The sequence below is a fragment of the Streptomyces rimosus genome, from assembly GCF_008704655.1.
Taxonomy (GTDB): domain Bacteria; phylum Actinomycetota; class Actinomycetes; order Streptomycetales; family Streptomycetaceae; genus Streptomyces; species Streptomyces rimosus.
Window position 1 is genome coordinate 6054520 of the sequence record NZ_CP023688.1, and the last position, 20715, is coordinate 6075234.

At 69.8% G+C, this 20715-nt stretch carries 13 protein-coding genes; 8 read left to right on the forward strand and 5 right to left on the reverse strand.

Going from position 1 to position 20715, the window contains the following annotated elements; genetic code table 11:
- Positions 1-15: 15 nt before the first annotated feature.
- From CP984_RS26230 to CP984_RS26240, 3 genes are all read left to right on the forward strand, one after another.
- A complete protein-coding gene (locus CP984_RS26230; protein ID WP_003980147.1) occupies positions 16-1248 on the forward strand; it encodes an esterase-like activity of phytase family protein in 1233 nt (410 codons plus the stop codon).
- Positions 1249-1363: 115 nt separating this feature from the next.
- Positions 1364-5131, forward strand: coding sequence for an ABC transporter ATP-binding protein (locus tag CP984_RS26235; protein WP_003980146.1), 3768 nt, complete (start codon positions 1364-1366; stop codon positions 5129-5131).
- A gap of 224 nt (positions 5132-5355) precedes the next feature.
- Positions 5356-6777: a S28 family serine protease gene (locus tag CP984_RS26240; RefSeq protein WP_003980145.1), complete on the forward strand. Its 1422-nt coding sequence runs from the start codon at positions 5356-5358 to the stop codon at positions 6775-6777.
- Between the two features lie 97 nt (positions 6778-6874).
- Here CP984_RS26240 and CP984_RS26245 read toward each other — a convergent pair whose 3' ends face one another.
- The 5 genes from CP984_RS26245 to CP984_RS26265 all read right to left on the reverse strand — a co-directional run bounded on the left by CP984_RS26245 (position 6875) and on the right by CP984_RS26265 (position 13123).
- Entirely contained in the window at positions 6875-7501 is a 627-nt protein-coding gene (locus CP984_RS26245; RefSeq protein ID WP_003980143.1) for a hypothetical protein, read from the reverse strand.
- Between the two features lie 217 nt (positions 7502-7718).
- A complete protein-coding gene (locus tag CP984_RS26250) occupies positions 7719-9539 on the reverse strand; it encodes a glycoside hydrolase family 3 protein (RefSeq protein ID WP_003980142.1) in 1821 nt (606 codons plus the stop codon).
- 521 nt (positions 9540-10060) lie between these two features.
- Entirely contained in the window at positions 10061-10870 is an 810-nt protein-coding gene (locus tag CP984_RS26255) for a sugar phosphate isomerase/epimerase family protein (protein ID WP_030183003.1), read from the reverse strand.
- Between the two features lie 29 nt (positions 10871-10899).
- Positions 10900-11859: a bifunctional helix-turn-helix transcriptional regulator/GNAT family N-acetyltransferase gene (locus CP984_RS26260; RefSeq protein WP_003980140.1), complete on the reverse strand. Its 960-nt coding sequence runs from the start codon at positions 11857-11859 to the stop codon at positions 10900-10902.
- A 43-nt stretch (positions 11860-11902) separates the two neighbouring features.
- Positions 11903-13123 carry a LacI family DNA-binding transcriptional regulator gene (locus CP984_RS26265; RefSeq protein WP_030183006.1) on the reverse strand — a complete coding sequence of 407 codons (1221 nt, stop codon included), beginning with the start codon at positions 13121-13123 and terminating at the stop codon, positions 11903-11905.
- Positions 13124-13343: 220 nt separating this feature from the next.
- On the opposite strand from CP984_RS26265, the gene CP984_RS26270 reads away from it, so the two are divergent.
- The 5 genes from CP984_RS26270 (at position 13344) to CP984_RS26290 (ending at position 20561) form a co-directional block, all read left to right on the forward strand.
- Positions 13344-14495, forward strand: coding sequence for a Gfo/Idh/MocA family protein (locus CP984_RS26270; protein ID WP_003980138.1), 1152 nt, complete (start codon positions 13344-13346; stop codon positions 14493-14495).
- Positions 14496-14521: 26 nt separating this feature from the next.
- Complete coding sequence (locus CP984_RS26275) at positions 14522-15667, forward strand: dihydrodipicolinate synthase family protein (protein WP_086026193.1); 1146 nt, start codon at positions 14522-14524, stop codon at positions 15665-15667.
- Positions 15664-16539: a sugar phosphate isomerase/epimerase family protein gene (locus tag CP984_RS26280; RefSeq protein ID WP_003980136.1), complete on the forward strand. Its 876-nt coding sequence runs from the start codon at positions 15664-15666 to the stop codon at positions 16537-16539. The genes CP984_RS26275 and CP984_RS26280 overlap by 4 nt, the downstream gene beginning before the upstream one ends.
- A 349-nt stretch (positions 16540-16888) precedes the next feature.
- Entirely contained in the window at positions 16889-19156 is a 2268-nt protein-coding gene (gene recD2, locus CP984_RS26285; RefSeq protein WP_003980135.1) for an SF1B family DNA helicase RecD2, read from the forward strand.
- 115 nt (positions 19157-19271) lie between these two features.
- A complete protein-coding gene (locus CP984_RS26290) occupies positions 19272-20561 on the forward strand; it encodes a citrate synthase (RefSeq protein ID WP_003980134.1) in 1290 nt (429 codons plus the stop codon).
- Positions 20562-20715 lie beyond the last annotated feature (154 nt).

Here is a 20715-nt window from a genome sequence, read left to right on the forward strand (position 1 = left end):
ACGGGAGGGCCCCTCGTGCGCGTACGTTCCGCGGTTGTCCGTATCACCGCAGCAGTGCTGGCCGTCGGCTGTATCACGGCGTGTGCCGACGGGGCTCCGACGGCGGTGCCGGGCCCGATGGCCCGGGACTCGGCCCGGGCCACCGCGCCGGGCGGGGTGGTCGGCGGCGCGGGGACGTCCGCCGCCTCCGTCCGCGCGAAGGCGTCCTGCACCGCCGGGAAATGTACGGACAACTCGCGCGCGAGCGGAAGCGAAAATCGCCCGGGAACGGGCGGCGGCCGGCACCCCTGCTCCCCGTCCGTCTCCCTCGACCGCTACTCCGACGCCCTGGACAAGACCACCTTCCAGGGCACCTTCATCGGCAACCTCTCCGCCCTGGCCCGCGACACCGACGGCTCCATCGCCGCCGTGTCCGACCGTTCCGTATTGATCGGGCTGGACGGCCGCACCCACCGGCCCGTACGGGCAGCCAAGATCACGGACGAGCAGGGCGCCGTCCTCGACGCCGAGGGCCTGGCCGTCGAACCGGGCGGCACCTACCTCGTCTCCTCCGAGACCGAGCCTTCCGTGCGGCGCTACGACCGTTCCGGCGCGCTCCTCGGGCGCCTGCCCGTCCCCGACGCCCTACGGGTCGCACCGGCCGGGCGGGCCCAGAGCAACCAGACCTTCGAGGGCCTCGCTCTCAGGCCCGGTGGCGGCACACTCACCGCCGCCATGGAAGGCCCGCTCACCGGCGACGGCAAGGACACGGCGGGCCGCCCGCTGCTGCGCTTCCAGACCTGGCATCGGTACGGCGCCCGGACCGGCCCCGCGCCGTACCGGCCCGGCAAGCAGTACGCGTACCCGGTGGACGCCGGACTGGGTGTCTCGGAAATCGCCGCTCTCTCCGACGGGCGGCTGCTCGTCCTGGAACGCGGCTTCACGGCCGGCGTCGGCAACACCGTGCGCCTCTACCTCGCCGATCCGCGCCGCGCCGCCGACGTCAGTGACGTCGCGAAGCTGCCCGGCGGCAAGACCGTACGCGCCGCCCACAAGAAACTCCTCGCCGACCTCGGCGTCTGCCCCTCCCTGGGCGCCCCCGCCCACCAGCCGCAGACCAACCCGCTGCTGGACAACATCGAAGGCATGACGATCACCGGCCGCGCCCCCGGCGGACGGCTGCGCCTCCTCCTGGTCAGCGACGACAACGAGAGCCCGAAGCAGATCACCCGCCTCTACGAGCTGACGGTGCGCCCCGGCGGCCACTGACCCCGCCGTCTCCGTGCGTCACCGCCGACGCGCCCCGCAATGTTGCAGCGGGATGAAATCCGCTGCCCACAGCGTTGGTGCCTCCTGGTGAACGACGAGATGCGGGAGGCAGTGCGTGACGGGGACGGGGACCGAACCATCGAGACAGGGTGGCTGGGCGCGGCGGCTGACGCGGCTGTGCTGGCAGTACAGGAAGGACGTACTGCTCGCGCTCGGCTCGTCACTCGCCGGGATGGGCGTGATGGCCCTGGTCCCGCTCATCCCGAAGCTGATCATCGACGATGTGATCGTCAGCCATGAGCGGCCGCTCGCACCCTGGGCGACCCTGCTGGTCGTCGCCGCGCTCGCCGTCTACGGGCTGACGTACGTACGCCGCTATTACGGCGGACGGCTCGCTCTCGACGTCCAGCACGACCTGCGTACCCGGATGTTCCGGTCGATCGCGCGGCTGGACGGGCACCGGCAGGACGAGCTGAGCACCGGCCAGGTCGTCGGCCGCGCCACCAGCGATCTGCAGCTCATCCAGAGCCTGCTGTTCATGCTCCCGATGATGATCGGGAACGTGCTGCTCTTCGCGATCTCCCTGGTCGTGATGGTGGTGCTCTCCCCGCTGCTCACCGTCGTCGCGCTCGCCGTCGCCCCCGCGCTGTGGTTCATCGCCCAGCGCAGCCGCAACCGCCTCTACCCCGCCACCTGGTACGCGCAGGGACAGGCCGCCGCCGTCGCGGGCGTCGTCGACGGCGCGGTCTCCGGCGTCCGCGTCGTCAAGGGCTTCGGCCAGGAGGAGCAGGAGGCCGGCAAGCTGCGTACGGTCAGCCGCCGACTCTTCGCCGGCCGGCTCCGCACCGTACGGCTCAACGCCCGCTACACCCCCGCCCTCCAGGCCGTCCCCTCCCTCGGTCAGGTCGCCATGCTGGCGCTCGGCGGCTGGCTGGCCACCAACGGGCAGATCACCCTCGGCACCTTCGTCGCCTTCTCCACCTACCTCGCCCAGCTCGTCGCGCCGGTCCGGATGCTGGCGATGATGCTGACCGTCGGGCAGCAGGCACGGGCCGGCGTGGAGCGGGTCTTCGAGCTGGTCGACACCGAACCGGTCATCGAGGAACGCCCGGACGCGCACGAACTGCCCGCGGACGCGCCCGCCACGGTCGAGTTCGAACATGTCTCCTTCGGCTACGGCAACGGCCGCCCCGTTCTGGAGGACTTCTCGCTGCGCATCGAGCCCGGCGAGACCGTCGCCGTCGTCGGCACTTCCGGCAGCGGCAAGTCCACCGTCTCGCTGCTGCTGCCGCGCTTCTACGACGCGACCGAGGGCCGCGTCCTGGTGGGCGGCCACGATGTACGCGACCTGACCCTGGAATCGCTGCGCGCGGCCATCGGCCTCGTACCGGAGAACAGCTTCCTGTTCTCCGACTCCCTGCGCGACAACATCGCTTACGGAACGCCGGACGCCACCGACGAGCAGATACGTATCGCCGCGCGTGCCGCACAGGCCGACGGATTCATATCCGCCCTGCCGGACGGGTACGGCACCGAGGTCGGCGAGCAGGGGCTGACCCTGTCCGGCGGACAGCGCCAGCGGGTCGCGCTGGCCCGCGCGATCCTCACCGACCCGCGGCTGCTGGTCCTGGACGACGCGACCTCCGCCGTGGACGCCCGTGTCGAGCACGAGATCCACGAGGCGCTGCGCGGCGTGATGGCGGGCCGTACGACGCTGCTGATCGCGCACCGCGCCTCCACCCTCGCCCTCGCCGACCGCGTCGCCGTCCTGGACGGCGGCCGACTGGTCGACATCGGTACGCGCGAGGAACTGGAGGAACGCTGCGAGCTGTACCGCCGGCTGCTGACCGACCCGGAGGAACTGGGCGGTACCGACCGCGACCCGGCGGGCACGACGTCGGAGAACGCTGCTCCCGACCACCGCGTGCAGGGCATCACGCCGGAGCTGTGGAACCGCTCCGGCAAGGAATCGGGTTCCGAAGCAGCCGACGCAGCCCCCGGTATGCCCGCCACCCCCGAACTCCTCGCCCAGGTCGCCGCGCTCCCGCCCGCGACCGACACCCCCGACATCGACGAGGAACAGGCAGCCCGTCCCGAGAAGTCCTACGGACTGCGGCGCCTCCTGCGCGGATTCGGCGGCCCGCTCGCCGTCGCCCTCGCACTGGTAGCCGTGGACGCCGTGGCCGGATTGCTGCTCCCGGTCCTCATCCGCCACGGCATCGACGACGGCGTACGGCGCGCGCAACTGGCCGGCGTCTGGACGGCCGCCGGGCTGGCCCTGTTCGTCGTACTCGCCCAGTGGGCGGCCCAGGTCGGCTCGAACCGTATGACGGGCCGTACCGGCGAACGCGTCCTGTACTCGCTGCGCGTCAAGATCTTCGCGCAGCTCCAGCGCCTCGGCCTCGACTACTACGAGCGCGAGCTGACCGGCAAGATCATGACGCGGATGACGACGGACGTGGACGCCCTGTCCACGTTCCTGCAGACCGGCCTGGTCACCGCCGTCGTCTCCGTACTGACCTTCTTCGGCATACTCGTCGCCCTCCTGGTCATCGACGTCCAGCTGGCCCTGGTCGTCTTCGCCACCCTCCCGCCGCTGATCATCGGTACGTACTTCTTCCGCAAGCAGAGCGTCAAGGCGTACGAACTGGCCCGTGAACGCATCAGCGTCGTCAACGGCGACCTCCAGGAGAGCGTCGCCGGACTGCGCATCGTGCAGGCGTTCCGCCGCGAGCGCAGCGGCGCCGACCGGTTCGCGGAGCGCAGCCACGCCTACCGCGCGGCCCGGGTCCGCGGCCAGTTCCTGATCTCCGTCTACTTCCCGTTCGTCCAGCTGCTGTCCTCCGTCGCCGCCGCGCTCGTCCTGATCGTCGGCGCCGGACGGGTCGGCGAGGGCACACTCTCGGCGGGCGCGCTGGTCGCCTACCTCCTCTACATCGACCTGTTCTTCGCCCCCGTACAGCAGCTCTCGCAGGTTTTCGACGGCTACCAGCAGGCCGCCGTCTCGCTCGGCCGCATCCAGGAACTGCTGCGCGAACCGACCACCACGCCCCAGTCCGAGCGGCCGCGCCCGGTGGGCGAGCTGGCGGGCGAGATCGTCTTCGACGACGTGCACTTCCGGTACGGCGGCGGTACGGACGAACCGGACGCCCCCCGAGGCACCGGCGCCCTCGACGGCTCCGACGTCACGGCGCTCTCCGGCATCAGCCTGACCATCCCCGCCGGGCAGACCGTCGCCTTCGTCGGTGAGACCGGCGCGGGCAAGTCCACGCTGGTCAAGCTGGTGGCGCGGTTCTACGACCCGACCTCGGGCGCCGTCCGCGTCGACGGCACCGACCTGCGCGAACTGGACCTCACCGGCTACCGGCACCGCCTCGGCGTCGTACCGCAGGAGTCCTACCTGTTCGCCGGTACGGTCCGCGACGCCATCGCGTACGGGCGGCCGGACGCCACCGACGCCGAGGTGGAGGCCGCGGCCCGCGCGGTCGGCGCGCACGACATGATCGCCGGGCTGGACGGCGGATACCTCCACGAGGTCGCCGAACGCGGGCGCAACCTCTCCGCCGGCCAGCGCCAGCTGCTCGCCCTCGCCCGCGCGGAACTCGTCGACCCCGACATCCTGTTGCTCGACGAGGCCACTGCCGCGCTCGACCTGGCCACCGAGTCCGCCGTCAACGAGGCCACGGACCGGCTGTCCGGACGCCGTACGACGCTCGTCGTCGCGCACCGCCTGACCACCGCGGCCCGCGCCGACCGGGTCGTGGTCCTGGACCACGGCCGCGTCGCCGAGGACGGCACCCACGCGCAGCTCCTGGCCCGCGGTGGCCGGTATGCCGAACTGTGGCGGACGTTCACGGGCGAGGAGGAATCGGTGGCGGCCTGAGGTACCAGCGCGGCCACCGGACGACGACCTTCCGCGACGGGCCTCGGCCCTTACGGCGAAAGGCCGTTGAACCCGCGACGAACATTCGCCGGCCGCTGTGGCGACGCTGCGCCGGCACGCTCCGACGACGGTCCTGTCGGTCTCCTGTGAATAAAGGGGGCTGGTGGGACCGTTGTCGCGCCGATAGGTTCACCCCGACCTTTGCTATCCCAAGGGGAGGGTGCATGCGCAAGGCCATCAGATGCCTGCTGTCGCTCGCGGTGCTCATAGGCACGGCGAGTGCCGGTACGGCGTCGGCGACGGCGGCCACCGCCGCGAAGCCGAAGGCGACGGACATCAAGGACCGGATCCTGGCGATCCCGGGGATGAGTCTCGTCCAGGAGAAGCCGGTCGACGGCTACCGCTTCTTCGTCCTGAACTACACCCAGCCGATCGATCACCAGCACCCCTCCAAGGGGACCTTCCAGCAGCGGCTGACCCTGCTGCACAAGTCCGTCGAGCGGCCGACGGTCTTCTTCACCTCCGGCTACAACGTCAGCACCGATGTGCGGCGCAGTGAGCCGACGCAGATCATCGACGGCAACCAGGTGTCGATGGAGTACCGCTTCTTCACGCCGTCGCGGCCCCAGCCCGCCGACTGGAAGAAGCTGAACATCCAGCAGGCGGCCAACGACCAGCACCGCATCTTCAAGGCGCTGCACAAGATCTACGACCAGAACTGGATCGCCACCGGCGGCAGCAAGGGCGGTATGACCGCGACCTACTACCGCCGCTTCTTCCCGGACGACATGGACGGCACGGTCGCCTACGTTGCGCCGAACGACGTGAACAACGACGAGGACTCGGCGTACGACCGGTTCTTCCGTACCGTCGGCACCGCGCAGTGCCGCAAGGACCTCGCCACGCTGGAGCGCGAGGCGCTGCTGCGCCGCGGCGAGATGGTCAAGCGCTACACGCAGTGGGCCAAGGAGAACAAGCAGACCTTCAAGGTCGTCGGCAACGTCGACAAGGCGTACGAGGTCCTGGTCACGGACCTGGTCTTCGGCTTCTGGCAGTACCAGCCGGCCGCGACCGCCTGCGCCGAGGTGCCCAAGAAGACCGCCTCCACGGACGAACTGTGGAAGTGGATCGACAAGATCGGCGGCTTCAACAGCTACACGGACCAGGGTCTTGAGACCAACATGCCGTACTACTACCAGGCGGGCACCCAGCTCGGTGAGCCCGGCTACAAGTACGACCACCTCAAGGACCTGCTGCGCTACCCGGGCATCAACAACTCCCGGACCTTCGTGCCGCGCGACATCCCCATGAAGTTCGAGAAGAACGCGATGCGCGACGTCGACCGGTGGGTGCGTCACAACGCGGAGCGCATGATGTTCGTGAACGGCGAGTGGGACCCGTGGAGCTCCGAGCCGTTCCGGCTGGGTGCCGGCTCCGAGGACTCCTACGTCTTCAAGGTCCCGGGCGGCAACCACGGCTCGAACATCGCGAAGCTGCGGGAGGCCGACCGCAAGAAGGCCACCGAGCGGCTGCTCGACTGGGCGGGCCTCGACGTGGCGCCGGGCGCCAAGGTCACGCCGCAGGCGCCGTTCGACAAGAAGCTGGACAAGCGGGACGAGACGCGGCTGCAGATGCTGCGGCCGTGACGCGGAATGGCTGACCGGCCGGCCCGGTGAGGGCCGCCGGTGCCGGACCGACAAGGTGCTGCTCCGCGGAGCCGCGCTTCCCTTCGGTCCGGATGAACTACAGGCGGCGGGCGCACCCGATCGGTGCCCCGCCGCCTAGTTGTACGTACATTTCCGTGTCGGCCGGACAGGAAACGCGGGAGCGTACCGCGGCCGTCACCTTGTACCGCGGCGGGCGGGCCCCTGTTCCGTCGCAAGCGGTTTCTTTCACCTCTCCCTGCCGCAATCGGCTGAGGCAGTCGCCGACGATGGTGCGCGGGCCGCCGCCCCCGCCCGGGTCGCCGGGGTGCGGCGCCTCCAGGTTGCGCATGCAGGCGTACCCCTGGGGCACCGCGCCGTCGCCGTTCTCGTCGGAGGCCGGCCGGTGCTCGCTGATGTGCAGGACGAAGTCCGTACGTTCCGGGCACAGCGGCCCCTGCGCCTGCGGCCCGTCGTACCGGGCCAGCACCAGGGCCGCGGCCTTCTCGCTGCGGCAGGACACCTGATGGAAGACGGTGCGTCCGCGAGTGCTGCACGTGCCGCGGGCGAGGAAGGTCGCGGCAGGCGAAGGGGACGAGGCCGGCGCGCCGCCGTTCCTGCCGGCGACCGCGCCGCTGCCCTCTCGCTGGCAGGCGGGCAGGGTCGTGAGCAGCAGCACCACCGCGCATCCCAGCGCGCCGCCGCCGTACCGCTTGAACCCGCGCATCGCGGCCCCCTGAGTCCCCCCGGTGCGTACGGACCAGCGTGTCCCGTGCATTCGGGAGCACGCCAGGCGTAACGGACTCATTGCGCACGGGGTACGGGGCGCGCAGTACGAACTGCTCCGGGTCCGGCGGTACACCGGCCGTACGAGGGAAGCGCGGGAGCCGTACGGGACTCCACTCCGGAATCCCATACGGCCGCTACCCGCTCCGTTCAGCCGCTCAATACGACAGGCCGTACCCGACCGGGTAGAGCACCGTGCCCGGCGCATCGGCCCGCATCACCGGGACCGGCAGTTTCCCCTCCGGGTCGCGCCGGCTGGCGATCACGCGTGCGGCGGCCCGCAACTCCACGTCCGTCCACGAGTAGGCGGCCAGACCTGCCCGTACGCCCGGCAGGTGCGCGATGTCGTACGGGTTGCGGACGGCCAGCTGCACGACCGGTTTGCCGGTGGCCAGCAGCGCGTCGACGAGAGCACGTTGCGACGACGTGGCCGTGACGTTGTACGTCGCCACGACCACCGCGTCCCGTTGCTCCAGCGCCACCACCGCCTGGCCGATCTGCTCACGGGTGGGCGCGGTGCCGGTGGAGAACGCCGTCGCCGTGTATCCCAGTTGATCGAAGGTTTCTGCAAGGACCTTGGTGGGCGGCCCGCCGGTCCCCGACGGCGACGCCGGATCGGCGCCGACCACCAGCAGCCGCCGGTGCGCCCGCCGGGACAGGGGCAGCAGACCGCCTTCGTTGACGAGCAGCGTCGTGGTGCGGTCGGCGACCCGGTCCGCCGTGGCCAGGTGCCGCCGCGTCCCGACCGCACGGTCCACCGCGCGGTGCGTCGTGTACGGCTCGTCGAACAGTCCGCGCCGCTCCTTGAGCCGCAGAATGCGCAGCAGCTTCTCGTCGATGGCGCGCTCGGTCAGTTCGCCCGTCCGCACCGCGTTCAGCACGCTGGTGAAAGCGACCGCGATATTGGGCGGATTGAGCAACTGGTCAACGCCCGCTTTGAGCGCGAGCACCGGCACGCGGTCGTCACCGTACTTGGTCCGTACGCCTTCCATGCCGAGCGAGTCGGTCACCACCACGCCGTCGTAGCCGAGGCGTTCGCGCAGGATGCCGGTGAGGATGGGGTGGGACAGCGTGGCCGGGTCGCCGCTCGGATCGAAGGCCGGGACGACGATGTGCGCCGTCATGATCGAATCGATGTCGGCCTCGATGGCGGCCCGGAACGGCGGGGCGTCCAGCCGCTCCCACTCCTCGGCCGTGTGGCGAATCGTGGGCAGGCCGACGTGGCTGTCGGTGTCGGTGTCACCGTGCCCGGGGAAGTGCTTGGCCGTGGCCGCGACCCCCGCGCTCTGGTAGCCCCGCACCTGGGCGGTGACCATCCGCGACACCGTCTTCGGGTCCGAGCCGAAGGACCGTACGCCGATCACCGGGTTCGCGGCGTTGACGTTCACGTCGGCGACCGGCGCGTAGTCCTGCCGGATGCCCATCGCGTACAGCTCCTCGCCGGCGATCCGGCCGGCCGTACGGGCGTCCTCGCGCGAGCGGCCCGCGCCCAGCGCCATCGCGCCGGGGAAAAGCGTGGCGGGCGCGCCGACCCGGGCCACTATCCCGTGCTCCTGGTCGGTGGAGATCAGCAGCGGCACCGGGACGCGCTGCGCGTTGGCAGCCCTCTGGATGCCGTTGGAGAGATCGGCGATCTGGTGCGGCTCGCGGGTGTTGTGTGCCCAGCCGAAATAGATGATGCCGCCGAGGTGATACTTGGCGACCAGCTCGGCAGCGTTGGAGACGCCCATCTCCTTGCGGTTGGCCTCGGCGTCGGCCGGCTCGGGGTCGGTCGCGGAATGCCCGTAGACCCGCATCACGAAGAGCTGCCCGACTTTTTCCTCCAGGCTCATCCGCGAGATGAGCCGGGCCACGCGGTTACGGGAGGCGGCACCGGTGGCGCGGGAGCCGGAGGTGGCGGCGTGAACGACGCCGCCGCCCGTACTCATGGCACAGGCGGCGGCCGCGGCGGTGGTCAGGACGGTACGTCTGGAGTGCATCTGCGCTCCTTCCGGAGGGTCTCCTCGCCGAGTGCTGCCCCGGCGCTGTGAAGGAAACTTCCAAGAAGTCACGGATAGTCGGAAAAGTATTGCCGGTCAATGCTCAACGGCTCTGCCAGTCGGGGGAACTGGCGGCGCGCGCAGCAGGTACGGATGCGGGCGCGCGCCGAGCAGTGATCCGCCACCGGCGCGTTGGAGGGGGGTGCACCGGTGGCGGGTGCTGCCGGCCGCAGGCGGCGGAGAGGGTGGTCAGCAACGCAGCCAGCAGCGAGGCCGACACCGCTCTGCGGGGTCACACAGCACACCGTTTTGACGGTCGGCGGCCCGGGTGGGTTCCCCGGTTCGACGCGAATACGGGAAATGGTACGGATGTGGGTGGGATGTGTTCTTGAGGCGGCCATGGCCCTCCTCAAGAAAGGACGTCGGCCGTGTCGGCACGGGCCGGAGGAGCATACGGCTCCGGGCACACCTCAACGCCTCGCAGCCCCGTATACGCCAGGCATGCTGCTGAATGGAAGCATTCAGGGGGTTGCCGAAGCCACCAGCCGCTCCAGGTACTCGCGCCCCGAGCTGAGCAGCCCGGGCAGGTCGGCGGCTCGCGGATACCAGCGCTTCTCGTACTCCCAGCACAGCCAGCCGTCCCACTGCGCACGAGCCAGCGCACCGATGCAGTCGGCCAGCGGAACCGTCCCGGCGCCGAGCGGCAAAGGAGCGGTGTCCTCGGTGGAGGCGACGTCCTTGACCTGCACGAAGCCGAGATACGGGGCGAGCCCGGCGTACGTGTCGACCGGCTCCTCGCCGGCGAGCCATGGGTGGAGCACGTCCCACAGCGCACCGATGTTCCGGTGGCCCACAGGGCCCAGTACGCGTGCCGCGTCGGCGCCCCGGGGATGTGAGTCGTGCGTCTCCAGGAGGACGCGTACGTCCCGCTCCGCCGCGAACGGCGCGACCGCGGCCAGGTGCCGGGCCGCGTCCGCATCGGCTTCGCCGACGGGGCGGTCACCACCGCCGGGGAACACCCGAACAAACTGCGCGCCCAGGTCCGAAGCCAGCACGACCAGCTCGGTCAGCTCCGCCGCCAGCTCCTCCTCCCCGCGTTCGTCATGGGCCGCGGCCACCCGCGCGTATCCGGACACCGCGAGGATCTCCACCCCGGCCTCGGCGAACTGTTCGCGCACCGTGGCCCGTTCCCGCAGGCCGATGCGTGGATGCACCTGTTCCTCGGGATGAGCCCGCAGCTCCACCCCGCCGAATCCGGCGCCGGCCGCCAGCCGCACGACCTCGCCCACCGGCATCCCGGGCACTCCGAGTGTCGAGAACGCATATCGCATATTGCTCATGAGAACCATGTGAACACAGATCAGAGCGGCAAACGCCAGTCCTGACCGACAAGCTCCCGACCGAAACTGTGGTGCGGCTTCTCCGCGGTCAGCTCGAAGCCGGCCCGCTCGTACAGGATGCGGGCCGCACTCAGTACGGAGTTTGTCCACAGCACCAGCTCGCGGTACCCGGCCTCGCGGGCGAAGCCGACGCAGGCGGAGACGAGGGCCTGGCCGACGCCGCGTCCGCGCGCTTCCGGTTCGACGAGGAGCAGCCGCAGTCGCGCCGTGCTCGGCGGCGTTCCGCCGGTCTCCTGGGGCAGTGCTTCGATTCCGTCCCGTACGCACATGACCGCGCCGACCCGTTCGCCGCCCAGCTCGGCGATCCACGTGCGGTCCCAGAGCGGGTCATGGCGCTCGGCGTACTCGGCGACGATCCGCGCCACCAGCGCCTCGTAACTGAGGTCGAAGCCGTACTCGCGCGCATACAGGGCGGCGTTGCGCTGCACCATCCAGCCGAGATCGCCGGGTTCGGGATCACGGAGTCGCAACACGGGCGCCGGGTGCTCCGGCGTACCGCCGAGCAGTTCCCGTATGGCCGTCATCGATTCCAGCAGTCGACTTCGGTCGGGACCGGGGAGGCGCTTCAGGAGCGTCCCTGCGGAGTCGCGCGAACGCTCCTCCAGGAGATCCGCGGTCGCGCGGCCGTGTTCGGTGAGGGTGATGCGCTGCCGTCGGCCGTCCCGCTCGGAGGGGCCGCGGGTGATCAGGCCGCCCTCCTCGAACCTGGTGAGTAGCCGACTGAGGTAGCCCGCATCCAGGGAGAGTGAACTGCGCAGGTCAGCGGCGTCCACACGGTGACCGTGGGAGATCTCGTACAGGACGCGGGCCTCGGTGAGCGTGTACGGGGTGTAGAGGTGACGGCCGTAGTCGAGGGCGCCTATGAGGTTCGTGTAGAAGCGGTTGAAGCTGCGAACCTGCTGGACCTCTCGCCCTGTCATGGCGCTCCCCGCCTTACCGTTGACCCAGTCAAGGTTGACTGAGTCAAGAGTAGGGGGAAGAGGTCGACTCGCGCACCATCAAGTCCGCGCGCAGCGTGGTGATTTCTCCTGGTGGTGGCGTCTCGCGGCCCATCGCCAGTCGTCCGGCCCGTGCACCGGCTTCCTGGAGCGGCAGTCGTACGGTGGTGAGCGCAGGGGCGGCGTCCGCGCTGAACGGCAGGTCGTCGAAGCCCGCTACGGAGACGTCGCCGGGTATCCGCAGACCGCGCTCGCGCAGGGCGGCGCACGCGCCGAGCGCGGCGGTGTCGTTGGCCGCGATGACGGCCGTCAAGGTGGGGTCGCGGCGTAGCAGTTCCAGCGCGGCGTCGTAGCCTGCGGCGCGGTCGTAGGCACCGTGGACGGTGCGGTGGGCCGGGTCCGGGATGTCGTGCGCGGCCAGGGCGGCGCGGTGGCCCTCCAGGCGGTGGCGGGTGGTGGTGCGGCCGACGGGCCCGGCGATGTACCCGATGCACTGATGTCCGAGCGAGATCAGGTGCTCGGTGAGCCGCCGGGCGCCGCCGCGGTTGTCGAAAGCGAGGGTGACGGGGGAGAGGGCTGCGCCGGCCTTATGGGCGGCGCGCTGGAAAATGCGCGCCTCCAGGTCGGTACGTGTCCCGGCGGTCGCCCTGGCCTCCCGTGCACCAGCCTCCGGGCCCAGAGGCGGGCGGCCACACAGAACCACCCGGGTGCCGGCAGCGGCGAGACGCGTCAGCGCGGCGGTTACGGCGGCGGCGTGACCGGCGTCCTCCACCGCGCCGCCGGTCAGTACGACGGCGGCCGCGCGTTGGCGCTGCAGCAGCGTGAGATACATCAGCTCACGCTCCGGGGAGCCTCCGGTGTTGCACACCACAGCCAGTTTCTCGCCGGCCGGTACGAGTGCGGGGCCGCTGCCCGGATTCCGACGCGTGTCGCTGTCACCCGTTCGGGGGTGCGCCCCGTTGCCGATGTGTTGCCCCGTAGCGGTACTCATCTCGGACTGCACGGCCGAGGCGATGATTCCGAAGAACGGGTCGGCGATGTCGTTGACGAGGATGCCCACCAGGTCGGAAGTGGCAGCGGCCAGCGCGCTTGCCGGGCCGTTGACCACGTATTCCAGGTCCGCCACAGCGCGCAGCACCCGGGCGCGGGTGTTCTCGGCAACCGGGTAGTTGCCGTTCAGTACGCGCGAGACGGTCGCCGCCGAGACCCGCGCCCGCGCCGCGACATCCGCCAGCGTCACTGCCATAGTTCGCCCCGCCCCATGTCGGACCCCTTGTCCCTGCCTTGCGCCGCAGGCTAGCTTCTGCCGCGATGGAAAGCGCTTTCTACGCGATCCGGATTCGCGCTCGCCGTCGTCTTGCTCACCGTTGTCGTTCGCCGTCGTCCGTCGTCATCCGCTCGTTGTGCGCGCCCGGTGCCCGCACCGCGCCCGCCACGCGAGCCGAGTTCTCCAGAAGGGCCGGACCGTGACACGCCAGACCGTACGCATCGCCATGAACGGCGTGACCGGGCGCATGGGCTACCGCCAGCACTTGGTCCGTTCCATCCTCGCGCTGCGCGAACAAGGCGGCCTGGACCTCGGCGACGGCACGGTGATCTGGCCCGAGCCGGTCCTCGTCGGCCGCGCCGAGCACAAACTGCGTGCGCTGGCCGAGCGCCACGGCCTGGAGCACTGGAACACCGACCTGGACGCGGTGCTCGCGGACGACAGCATCGACATCTACTTTGACGCCCAGGTCACCGCTGCCCGCGAGGACGCGGTGAAGAAAGCGATTGCTGCCGGAAAGAATCTTTACTGCGAGAAGCCCACCGCCACCGGGCTCGACGGCGCACTGGAACTGGCGCGGCTGGCCGACGAGGCCGGCGTCAAACACGGTGTCGTCCAGGACAAACTCTTCCTGCCCGGCCTGCTCAAGCTCCGCCGCCTGGTGGAGGGTGGCTTCTTCGGCCGCATCCTGTCCGTACGGGGTGAGTTCGGTTACTGGGTCTTCGAGGGCGACTGGCAGTCGGCGCAGCGACCCTCCTGGAACTACCGCGCCGAGGACGGTGGCGGCATCGCAGTGGACATGTTCCCGCACTGGGAGTACGTCCTGCACGAGCTCTTCGGCCGCGTACGGACCGTACAGGCGCAGGTCACCACACACGTGCCGCGCCGCTGGGACGAGAGCGGCAAGCCGTACGAGGCCACCGCGGACGACGCCGCCTACGGCATTTTCCAGCTCGACGGCGGCATCGTCGCGCAGATCAACTCCTCGTGGGCGGTACGGGTACACCGGGACGAACTGGTCGAGTTCCAGGTGGACGGCACGGAGGGATCGGCCGTGGCGGGATTGCGTGGCTGCCGCGTCCAGCATCGGGCCGCGACCCCCAAGCCGGTCTGGAACCCGGACGTACCAACCACCGAGCCCTTCCGCGACCAGTGGCAGGAAGTCCCGGACAACGGGGCCTTCGACAGCGGCTTCAAGGCGCAGTGGGAGCTGTTCCTGCGTCACGTCGTACGCGACGAGCCCTGGCGCTGGGACCTGGCGGCGGGCGCGCGCGGTGTGCAGCTCGCCGAACTGGGGCTGAGGTCGTCAGCGGAAGGGCGCCGCCTGGACGTGCCGGAGCTAGGACGATGAGCGGGCGAGTGAACGGGCCCGGACCGATGACCGATCCCCTTCGTACCGACTCCGACTCCGTACGGACGGCCGCGGATCACCCACACCGCGCTGCCCCCTTCGTCTCCCGTACCGTCTTCGCCGCCGCCCACGTGGTCGCTGATCCCTTCGCTGACAGCACGCCGGACGGCCCGGCCGCCATTGACTGGGACACCACCCTCGCCTTTCGCCACCACCTGTGGTCGAACGGCCTCGGCGTGGCCGAGGCCATGGACACCGCGCAGCGTGGCATGGGGCTTGACTGGGCCTCGGCGGCCGAGCTGATCCGCCGTTCCGCCGCCGAGGCAGCGGCGGTCGGTGGGCGCATCGCTTGCGGTGTCGGCACGGACCAGCTGGGAGGTTCCTCGGCGAGCCTGGCCGACATCAAGGCGGCCTACGAGGAGCAGCTGTCTCTCGTCGAGGGCGCCGGAGCGCAGGCCATCGTCATGGCGTCCCGGCATCTCGCCGCGGCAGCCACAGGCCCGGAATCGTACACGGATATGTACGGACATCTGCTGCGTCAGGCTGCCGAGCCGGTGATCCTCCACTGGCTCGGCCCGACATTTGACCCAGCCCTGGAGGGCTACTGGGGCAGCTCGGAGCTGGACATCGCCACCGACACGTTTCTACAGATCATCGCCGAGCAGCCCACCAAGGTGGACGGTGTGAAGGTGTCACTCCTGGATGCCGGCCGAGAGGTCCAGCTGCGCCGACGCCTGCCGGACGGTGTGCGGTGCTACACGGGCGACGACTTCCACTACCCCGAGTTGATCGCCGGCGACGAACTCGGCTACAGCGACGCCCTGCTGGGCATCTTCGATCCCCTCGCCTCGCTGGCGGCGGATGCCGTACGCCTGCTCGACAGCGGCGACACGGCAGCGTTCCGCAAGCGGCTGGATCCGACCGTCACACTCTCCCGGCACCTCTTCCAGACACCGACGCGTTACTACAAGACCGGTGTCGTCCTGCTGGCCTGGCTTGCTGGTCACCAATCGCACTTCACGATGGTGGGAGGCCTCCAGTCGGCCCGATCACTGCCGCACTTGAAGCGCGCGTACGAACTGGTCGACGAACTGGACCTGTTCCCGGACCCGGAACTGGCGAAGTCCCGCATGCGTCAGCTGGAATCGGTACTCGGAGGCCGCGGGGCATGAGTGTCGAATTCAGTGGCGGAGCAGAAGGACCGATCGACCTGTTCGCCCGGTTCAGTCTCAACCAGCAGACGGTCAAGCAATGGTCCCTGCCCGAACTCGCTGACGGCTGCGCCCGAGCAGGAGTGCGCGGTGTCGGCCTCTGGCGTGCTCCGGTGCAGGAGTACGGAGTGGCTGCCGCCACCCAACTCGTACGGGATGCGGGGCTGGCCGTCACGAGTCTGTGCCGCGGTGGTTTCTTCACCGCTTCCGACCCGAAGGAGCGCGCGGACGCGCTGGCAGACAACCGGGCAGCCATCGAGGAGGCGTCCGCGCTCGGCACCGACACCCTCGTCCTCGTCTCCGGCGGGCTGCCACCCGGCAGCCGTGACCTGTACGGAGCTCGCGAGCGCGTCGCCGATGCGCTGGAGGAGCTGGCCCCGTACGCGGCCGAGGCAGGAGTGCGGCTCGCGATCGAACCACTGCATCCCATGTACGCGGCGGACCGCTGCGTCGTCTCGACTCTCGCCCAAGCCCTCGACCTGGCCGAACGGTTCCCGGCCGAGCGGGTGGGCGTGGTCGTGGACACGTACCACCTGTGGTGGGACGACACGATCGGCTCGCAGATCGAACGCGCGGGAAGCGCCGGACGCATCGCCGCTTTCCAACTCGCCGACTGGGTCACGCCCTTGCCTGCGGGCGTGTTGCTCGGGCGCGGTCAACTCGGTGACGGCGCGGTGGACCTGCGGTGGTTCCGCGAGCAGGTCGACGCCGCCGGCTACCGGGGGCCTATCGAGGTCGAGATCTTCAATCCGTCGCTGTGGGAGCGGCCGGGCGCCGAAGTGCTGGCCGAAGTCGTCGAGCGGTTCACCACTCACCTCGTGCACATTAGGTAACGATGGAATAACTCACCGGATCCGTGCAACCGTTCCCGGGCCGGGTGGGTCGTACATGTCGTCAGGCTCCCAGGGGAGAGGGAACCGGGGGGATCCGAGGGGGGATCAGGGGGCCGAACGGAGGGGGAATCGAGGGGTCCGGGTGCCAGAACCGGGCCCCTCGAAGTGTCCGCCGCGACGGTCGTCATCAAGGGCGCCGAGTCAGGCGCCGAGGCACTCGCCACGACACCCTCGCAAGCTGTGCAGCGCGCCCGCGGCGGACCCCGCCGCAAAGCCTCCGCAGCCAGCTCCGACGCGAGTTATCCACAGGCCCGAACGCGATGTCGGACCCTGGCGGTACGGTCGGTTCATGTTCAATGCAGCCGTGGTCGAAGGGGTCCTGGAGCGGATCACCTACGCCAATGAGGAGACCGGTTACACGGTTGCGCGTCTGGACACGGGCAACTCCGGTGACCTCCTCACTGTCGTCGGGTCGCTGCTGGGCGCACAGCCGGGGGAGTCGCTGCGTCTGGAGGGCCGTTGGGGCTCCCACCCGCAGTACGGACGGCAGTTCACCGTCGAGAACTACACCACCGTCCTGCCCGCCACGATCCAGGGCATACGGCGCTACCTCGGCTCCGGCCTGATCAAGGGCATCGGCCCGGTCATGGCCGACCGCATCGCCGAGTACTTCGGCCTGGACACACTCGACGTCATCGAGCAGGAGCCGAAGCGCCTCGTCGAGGTGCCCGGCCTCGGCCCGAAGCGTATGAAGCGGATCGCCGACGCCTGGGAAGAGCAGAAGGCGATCAAGGAGGTTATGGTCTTCCTCCAAGGGGTGGGCGTCTCCACCTCCATCGCGGTGCGCATCTACAAGAAGTACGGCGATGCCTCGATCTCCGTCGTCAAGAACGAGCCCTACCGCCTCGCCGCCGACGTGTGGGGCATCGGCTTCCTGACCGCCGACCGCATCGCCCAGGCCATCGGCATCCCGCAGGACAGCCCGGAGCGGGTCAAGGCGGGTCTGCAGTACGCCCTCTCGCAATCCACCGACCAGGGGCACTGTTACCTCCCGGAGGAGGAACTGATCGCCGCCTCGGTCAAGTTGCTGCATGTCGACACAGGCCTGGTCATCGACTGCCTCGGGGAGCTGGCGGCGAATCCGGAGGGTGTGGTCCGCGAGACCGTGCCCGCCCCGGACGGCGGGGACCCCATCACCGCCGTCTACCTGGTCCCCTTCCACCGGGCCGAGACCTCCCTGGCCTCCCAACTGCTGCGGCTGCTGGGCACGAGCGAGGACCGGATGCCGTCGTTCCAGACCGTGCATTGGGACAAGGCGTTGGCCTGGCTCGCCGAGCGTACGAAGGCCAGCCTGGCGTCGGAGCAGGAGGCCGCCGTACGGCTGGCACTCACGGAGAAGGTCGCGGTGCTGACCGGCGGCCCGGGGTGCGGAAAGTCCTTCACGGTCCGCTCGATCGTGGAGCTGGCCCGCGCCAAGAAGGCCAAGGTGGTCCTCGCGGCCCCCACCGGCCGGGCCGCCAAACGTCTCTCGGAGCTGACGGGCGTCGAGGCGTCCACGGTGCACCGGCTGCTGGAGCTCAAACCGGGCGGGGACGCCGCGTACGACAAGGACCGCCCGTTGGACGCCGACCTGGTCGTGGTCGACGAAGCGTCCATGCTCGACCTGCTGCTCGCCAACAAGCTGATCAAGGCGGTGCCGCCGGGCGCCCACCTCCTCCTGGTGGGAGACGTGGATCAGTTGCCCTCGGTGGGCGCGGGTGAGGTGCTGCGCGATCTGCTCGCCGAGCGCTGCCCGGTCCCGTCCGTACGGCTGACCCGGATCTTCCGCCAGGCCCAGCAGTCGGGCGTGGTCACGAACGCCCACCGCATCAACGTGGGTGTGCTGCCGATCACGGAGGGCATGACCGATTTCTACCTCTTCCCCGAGGAGGATTCCGAGGAGGCCGGGCGGGTCGCGGTCGATGTGGTGGCCCGCCGTATCCCGGCGAAGTTCGGCCTGGACCCGCGCCGGGACGTGCAGGTGCTCACTCCGATGCACCGTGGCCCGGCCGGTGCCGGCACGCTGAACGGACTCCTCCAGCAGGCCCTCACCCCGGCCCGGCCGGACGTGCCGGAGCGGCGTGTCGGCGGCCGGGTATTTCGGGTGGGCGACAAGGTGACGCAGATCCGCAACAACTATGAGAAGGGCGACAACGGCGTCTTCAACGGCACCGTCGGCGTCGTCACCAAGATCAACTCGGATGAGCAGTGGCTGACGGTGCTCACGGACGAGGACGAGGAGATCTCCTACGATTTCGACGAGCTGGACGAGCTGGCTCACGCTTACGCGGTGACCATCCACCGCTCCCAGGGCAGCGAATATCCGGCGGTGGTGATTCCGGTCACCACCGGCGCATGGATGATGCTGCAGCGGAACCTGCTCTATACGGGTGTTACGCGGGCAAAGCGACTGGTGGTGCTGGTCGGCTCCCGTAAGGCTCTGGGGCAGGCTGTACGCACCGTATCCGCCGGGCGGAGGTGGACCGCGCTACGTCACCGACTCGCAGGCGCAGTGCGTGGTCACCTCTTCCCCAAACGGGGCGAAGGGGAGCAGGATGGGCAGCTGGAGCGGCACTGAGTGCCGCCTGGAGGCCCTATGGCCGACCCCGAGTGCACAGGCAAGGTCCAAATGGGGGAAGGTATAGGCAGTCAGGGCACCTCGAAGAAGAGGCACAACGTCGGTGAGGGATGACGTGAGCGACAACTCTGTAGTACTGCGTTACGGGGACGGCGAATACAGCTACCCGGTCGTCGAGAGCAGCGTCGGCGACAAGGGCTTCGACATCTCGAAGCTGCGCGCCCAGACCGGTCTGGTGACCCTGGATTCCGGTTATGGCAACACTGCCGCGTACAAATCCGCGATCACCTATCTGGACGGTGAGAACGGGATCCTCCGGTACCGCGGCTACCCGATCGAGCAGCTCGCAGAGCGCAGCACGTTCGTCGAGACCGCCTACCTGCTGATCAACGGTGAGCTGCCCACCGTGGACCAGCTGGCGAACTTCAAGCAGGACATCACCTACCACACCCTGCTCCACGAGGACGTCAAGCGGTTCTTCGACGGCTTCCCGCGGGACGCCCACCCGATGGCGATGCTGTCCTCGGTGGTCAGCGCGCTGTCGACGTTCTACCAGGACAGCCACAACCCGTTCGACGAGCGGCAGCGCCACATCTCGACGATCCGGCTGCTGGCCAAGCTGCCGACGATCGCGGCGTACGCGTACAAGAAGTCGGTCGGCCACCCGGTGGTCTACCCGCGCAACGACCTCGGCTACGTCGAGAACTTCCTGCGTATGACCTTCTCGGTGCCGGCCGCCGAGTACGAGCTCGACCCGGTCGTGGTCAGCGCCCTGGACAAGCTGCTGATCCTGCACGCGGACCACGAGCAGAACTGCTCGACCTCCACCGTGCGCCTGGTCGGCTCCTCGCAGGCGAACCTGTTCGCCTCGATCTCGGCCGGCATCAACGCGCTGTGGGGCCCGCTGCACGGCGGCGCCAACCAGTCCGTGCTGGAGATGCTGGAGGGCATCCAGCGCGACGGCGGCGACGTCGACTCCTTCATCCGCAAGGTGAAGAACAAGGAAGACGGCGTGAAGCTCATGGGCTTCGGGCACCGCGTCTACAAGAACTTCGACCCCCGGGCGAAGATCATCAAGGCGGCGGCGCACGACGTCCTCTCGGCGCTCGGCAAGTCCGACGAGCTGCTGGAGATCGCGCTCAAGCTGGAGGAGCACGCGCTGTCCGACGACTACTTCGTCGAGCGCAAGCTCTACCCGAACGTGGACTTCTACACCGGTCTGATCTACCGGGCCATGGGCTTCCCGACCGAGATGTTCACCGTGCTCTTCGCGCTCGGCCGGCTGCCCGGCTGGATCGCCCAGTGGCACGAGATGATCAAGGAGCCGGGTTCGCGTATCGGCCGCCCGCGCCAGATCTACACCGGCATCGTCGAGCGCGACTTCGTCCCGGTCGAGGAGCGCTGAGGCACTCCCGGGTTTCCGGGACAGCAGTCGACCGGCCGGCCGCCCGCGTGGCGGCCCGAGCCGGTCCGCCCAGCAGAAAGCGCCCCGCCTCCAGATCCCCCCACGGGTCCGGAGCGCGGGGCGCTTCCCTTGTTCCCCGGGTCGGATTCCCCCC

Coding starts and splice junctions, on each gene's coding strand:
- CP984_RS26240 (WP_003980145.1), top strand. CDS start 5,356: ATGCGCAAGGCCATCAGATGCCTGCTGTCGCTCGCGGTGCTCATAGGC.
- CP984_RS26245 (WP_003980143.1), bottom strand. CDS start 7,501: ATGCGCGGGTTCAAGCGGTACGGCGGCGGCGCGCTGGGATGCGCGGTG.
- CP984_RS26250 (WP_003980142.1), bottom strand. CDS start 9,539: ATGCACTCCAGACGTACCGTCCTGACCACCGCCGCGGCCGCCGCCTGT.
- CP984_RS26255 (WP_030183003.1), bottom strand. CDS start 10,870: ATGCGATATGCGTTCTCGACACTCGGAGTGCCCGGGATGCCGGTGGGC.
- CP984_RS26260 (WP_003980140.1), bottom strand. CDS start 11,859: ATGACAGGGCGAGAGGTCCAGCAGGTTCGCAGCTTCAACCGCTTCTAC.
- CP984_RS26265 (WP_030183006.1), bottom strand. CDS start 13,123: ATGGCAGTGACGCTGGCGGATGTCGCGGCGCGGGCGCGGGTCTCGGCG.
- CP984_RS26275 (WP_086026193.1), top strand. CDS start 14,522: ATGACCGATCCCCTTCGTACCGACTCCGACTCCGTACGGACGGCCGCG.
- CP984_RS26280 (WP_003980136.1), top strand. CDS start 15,664: ATGAGTGTCGAATTCAGTGGCGGAGCAGAAGGACCGATCGACCTGTTC.
- recD2 (WP_003980135.1), top strand. CDS start 16,889: ATGTTCAATGCAGCCGTGGTCGAAGGGGTCCTGGAGCGGATCACCTAC.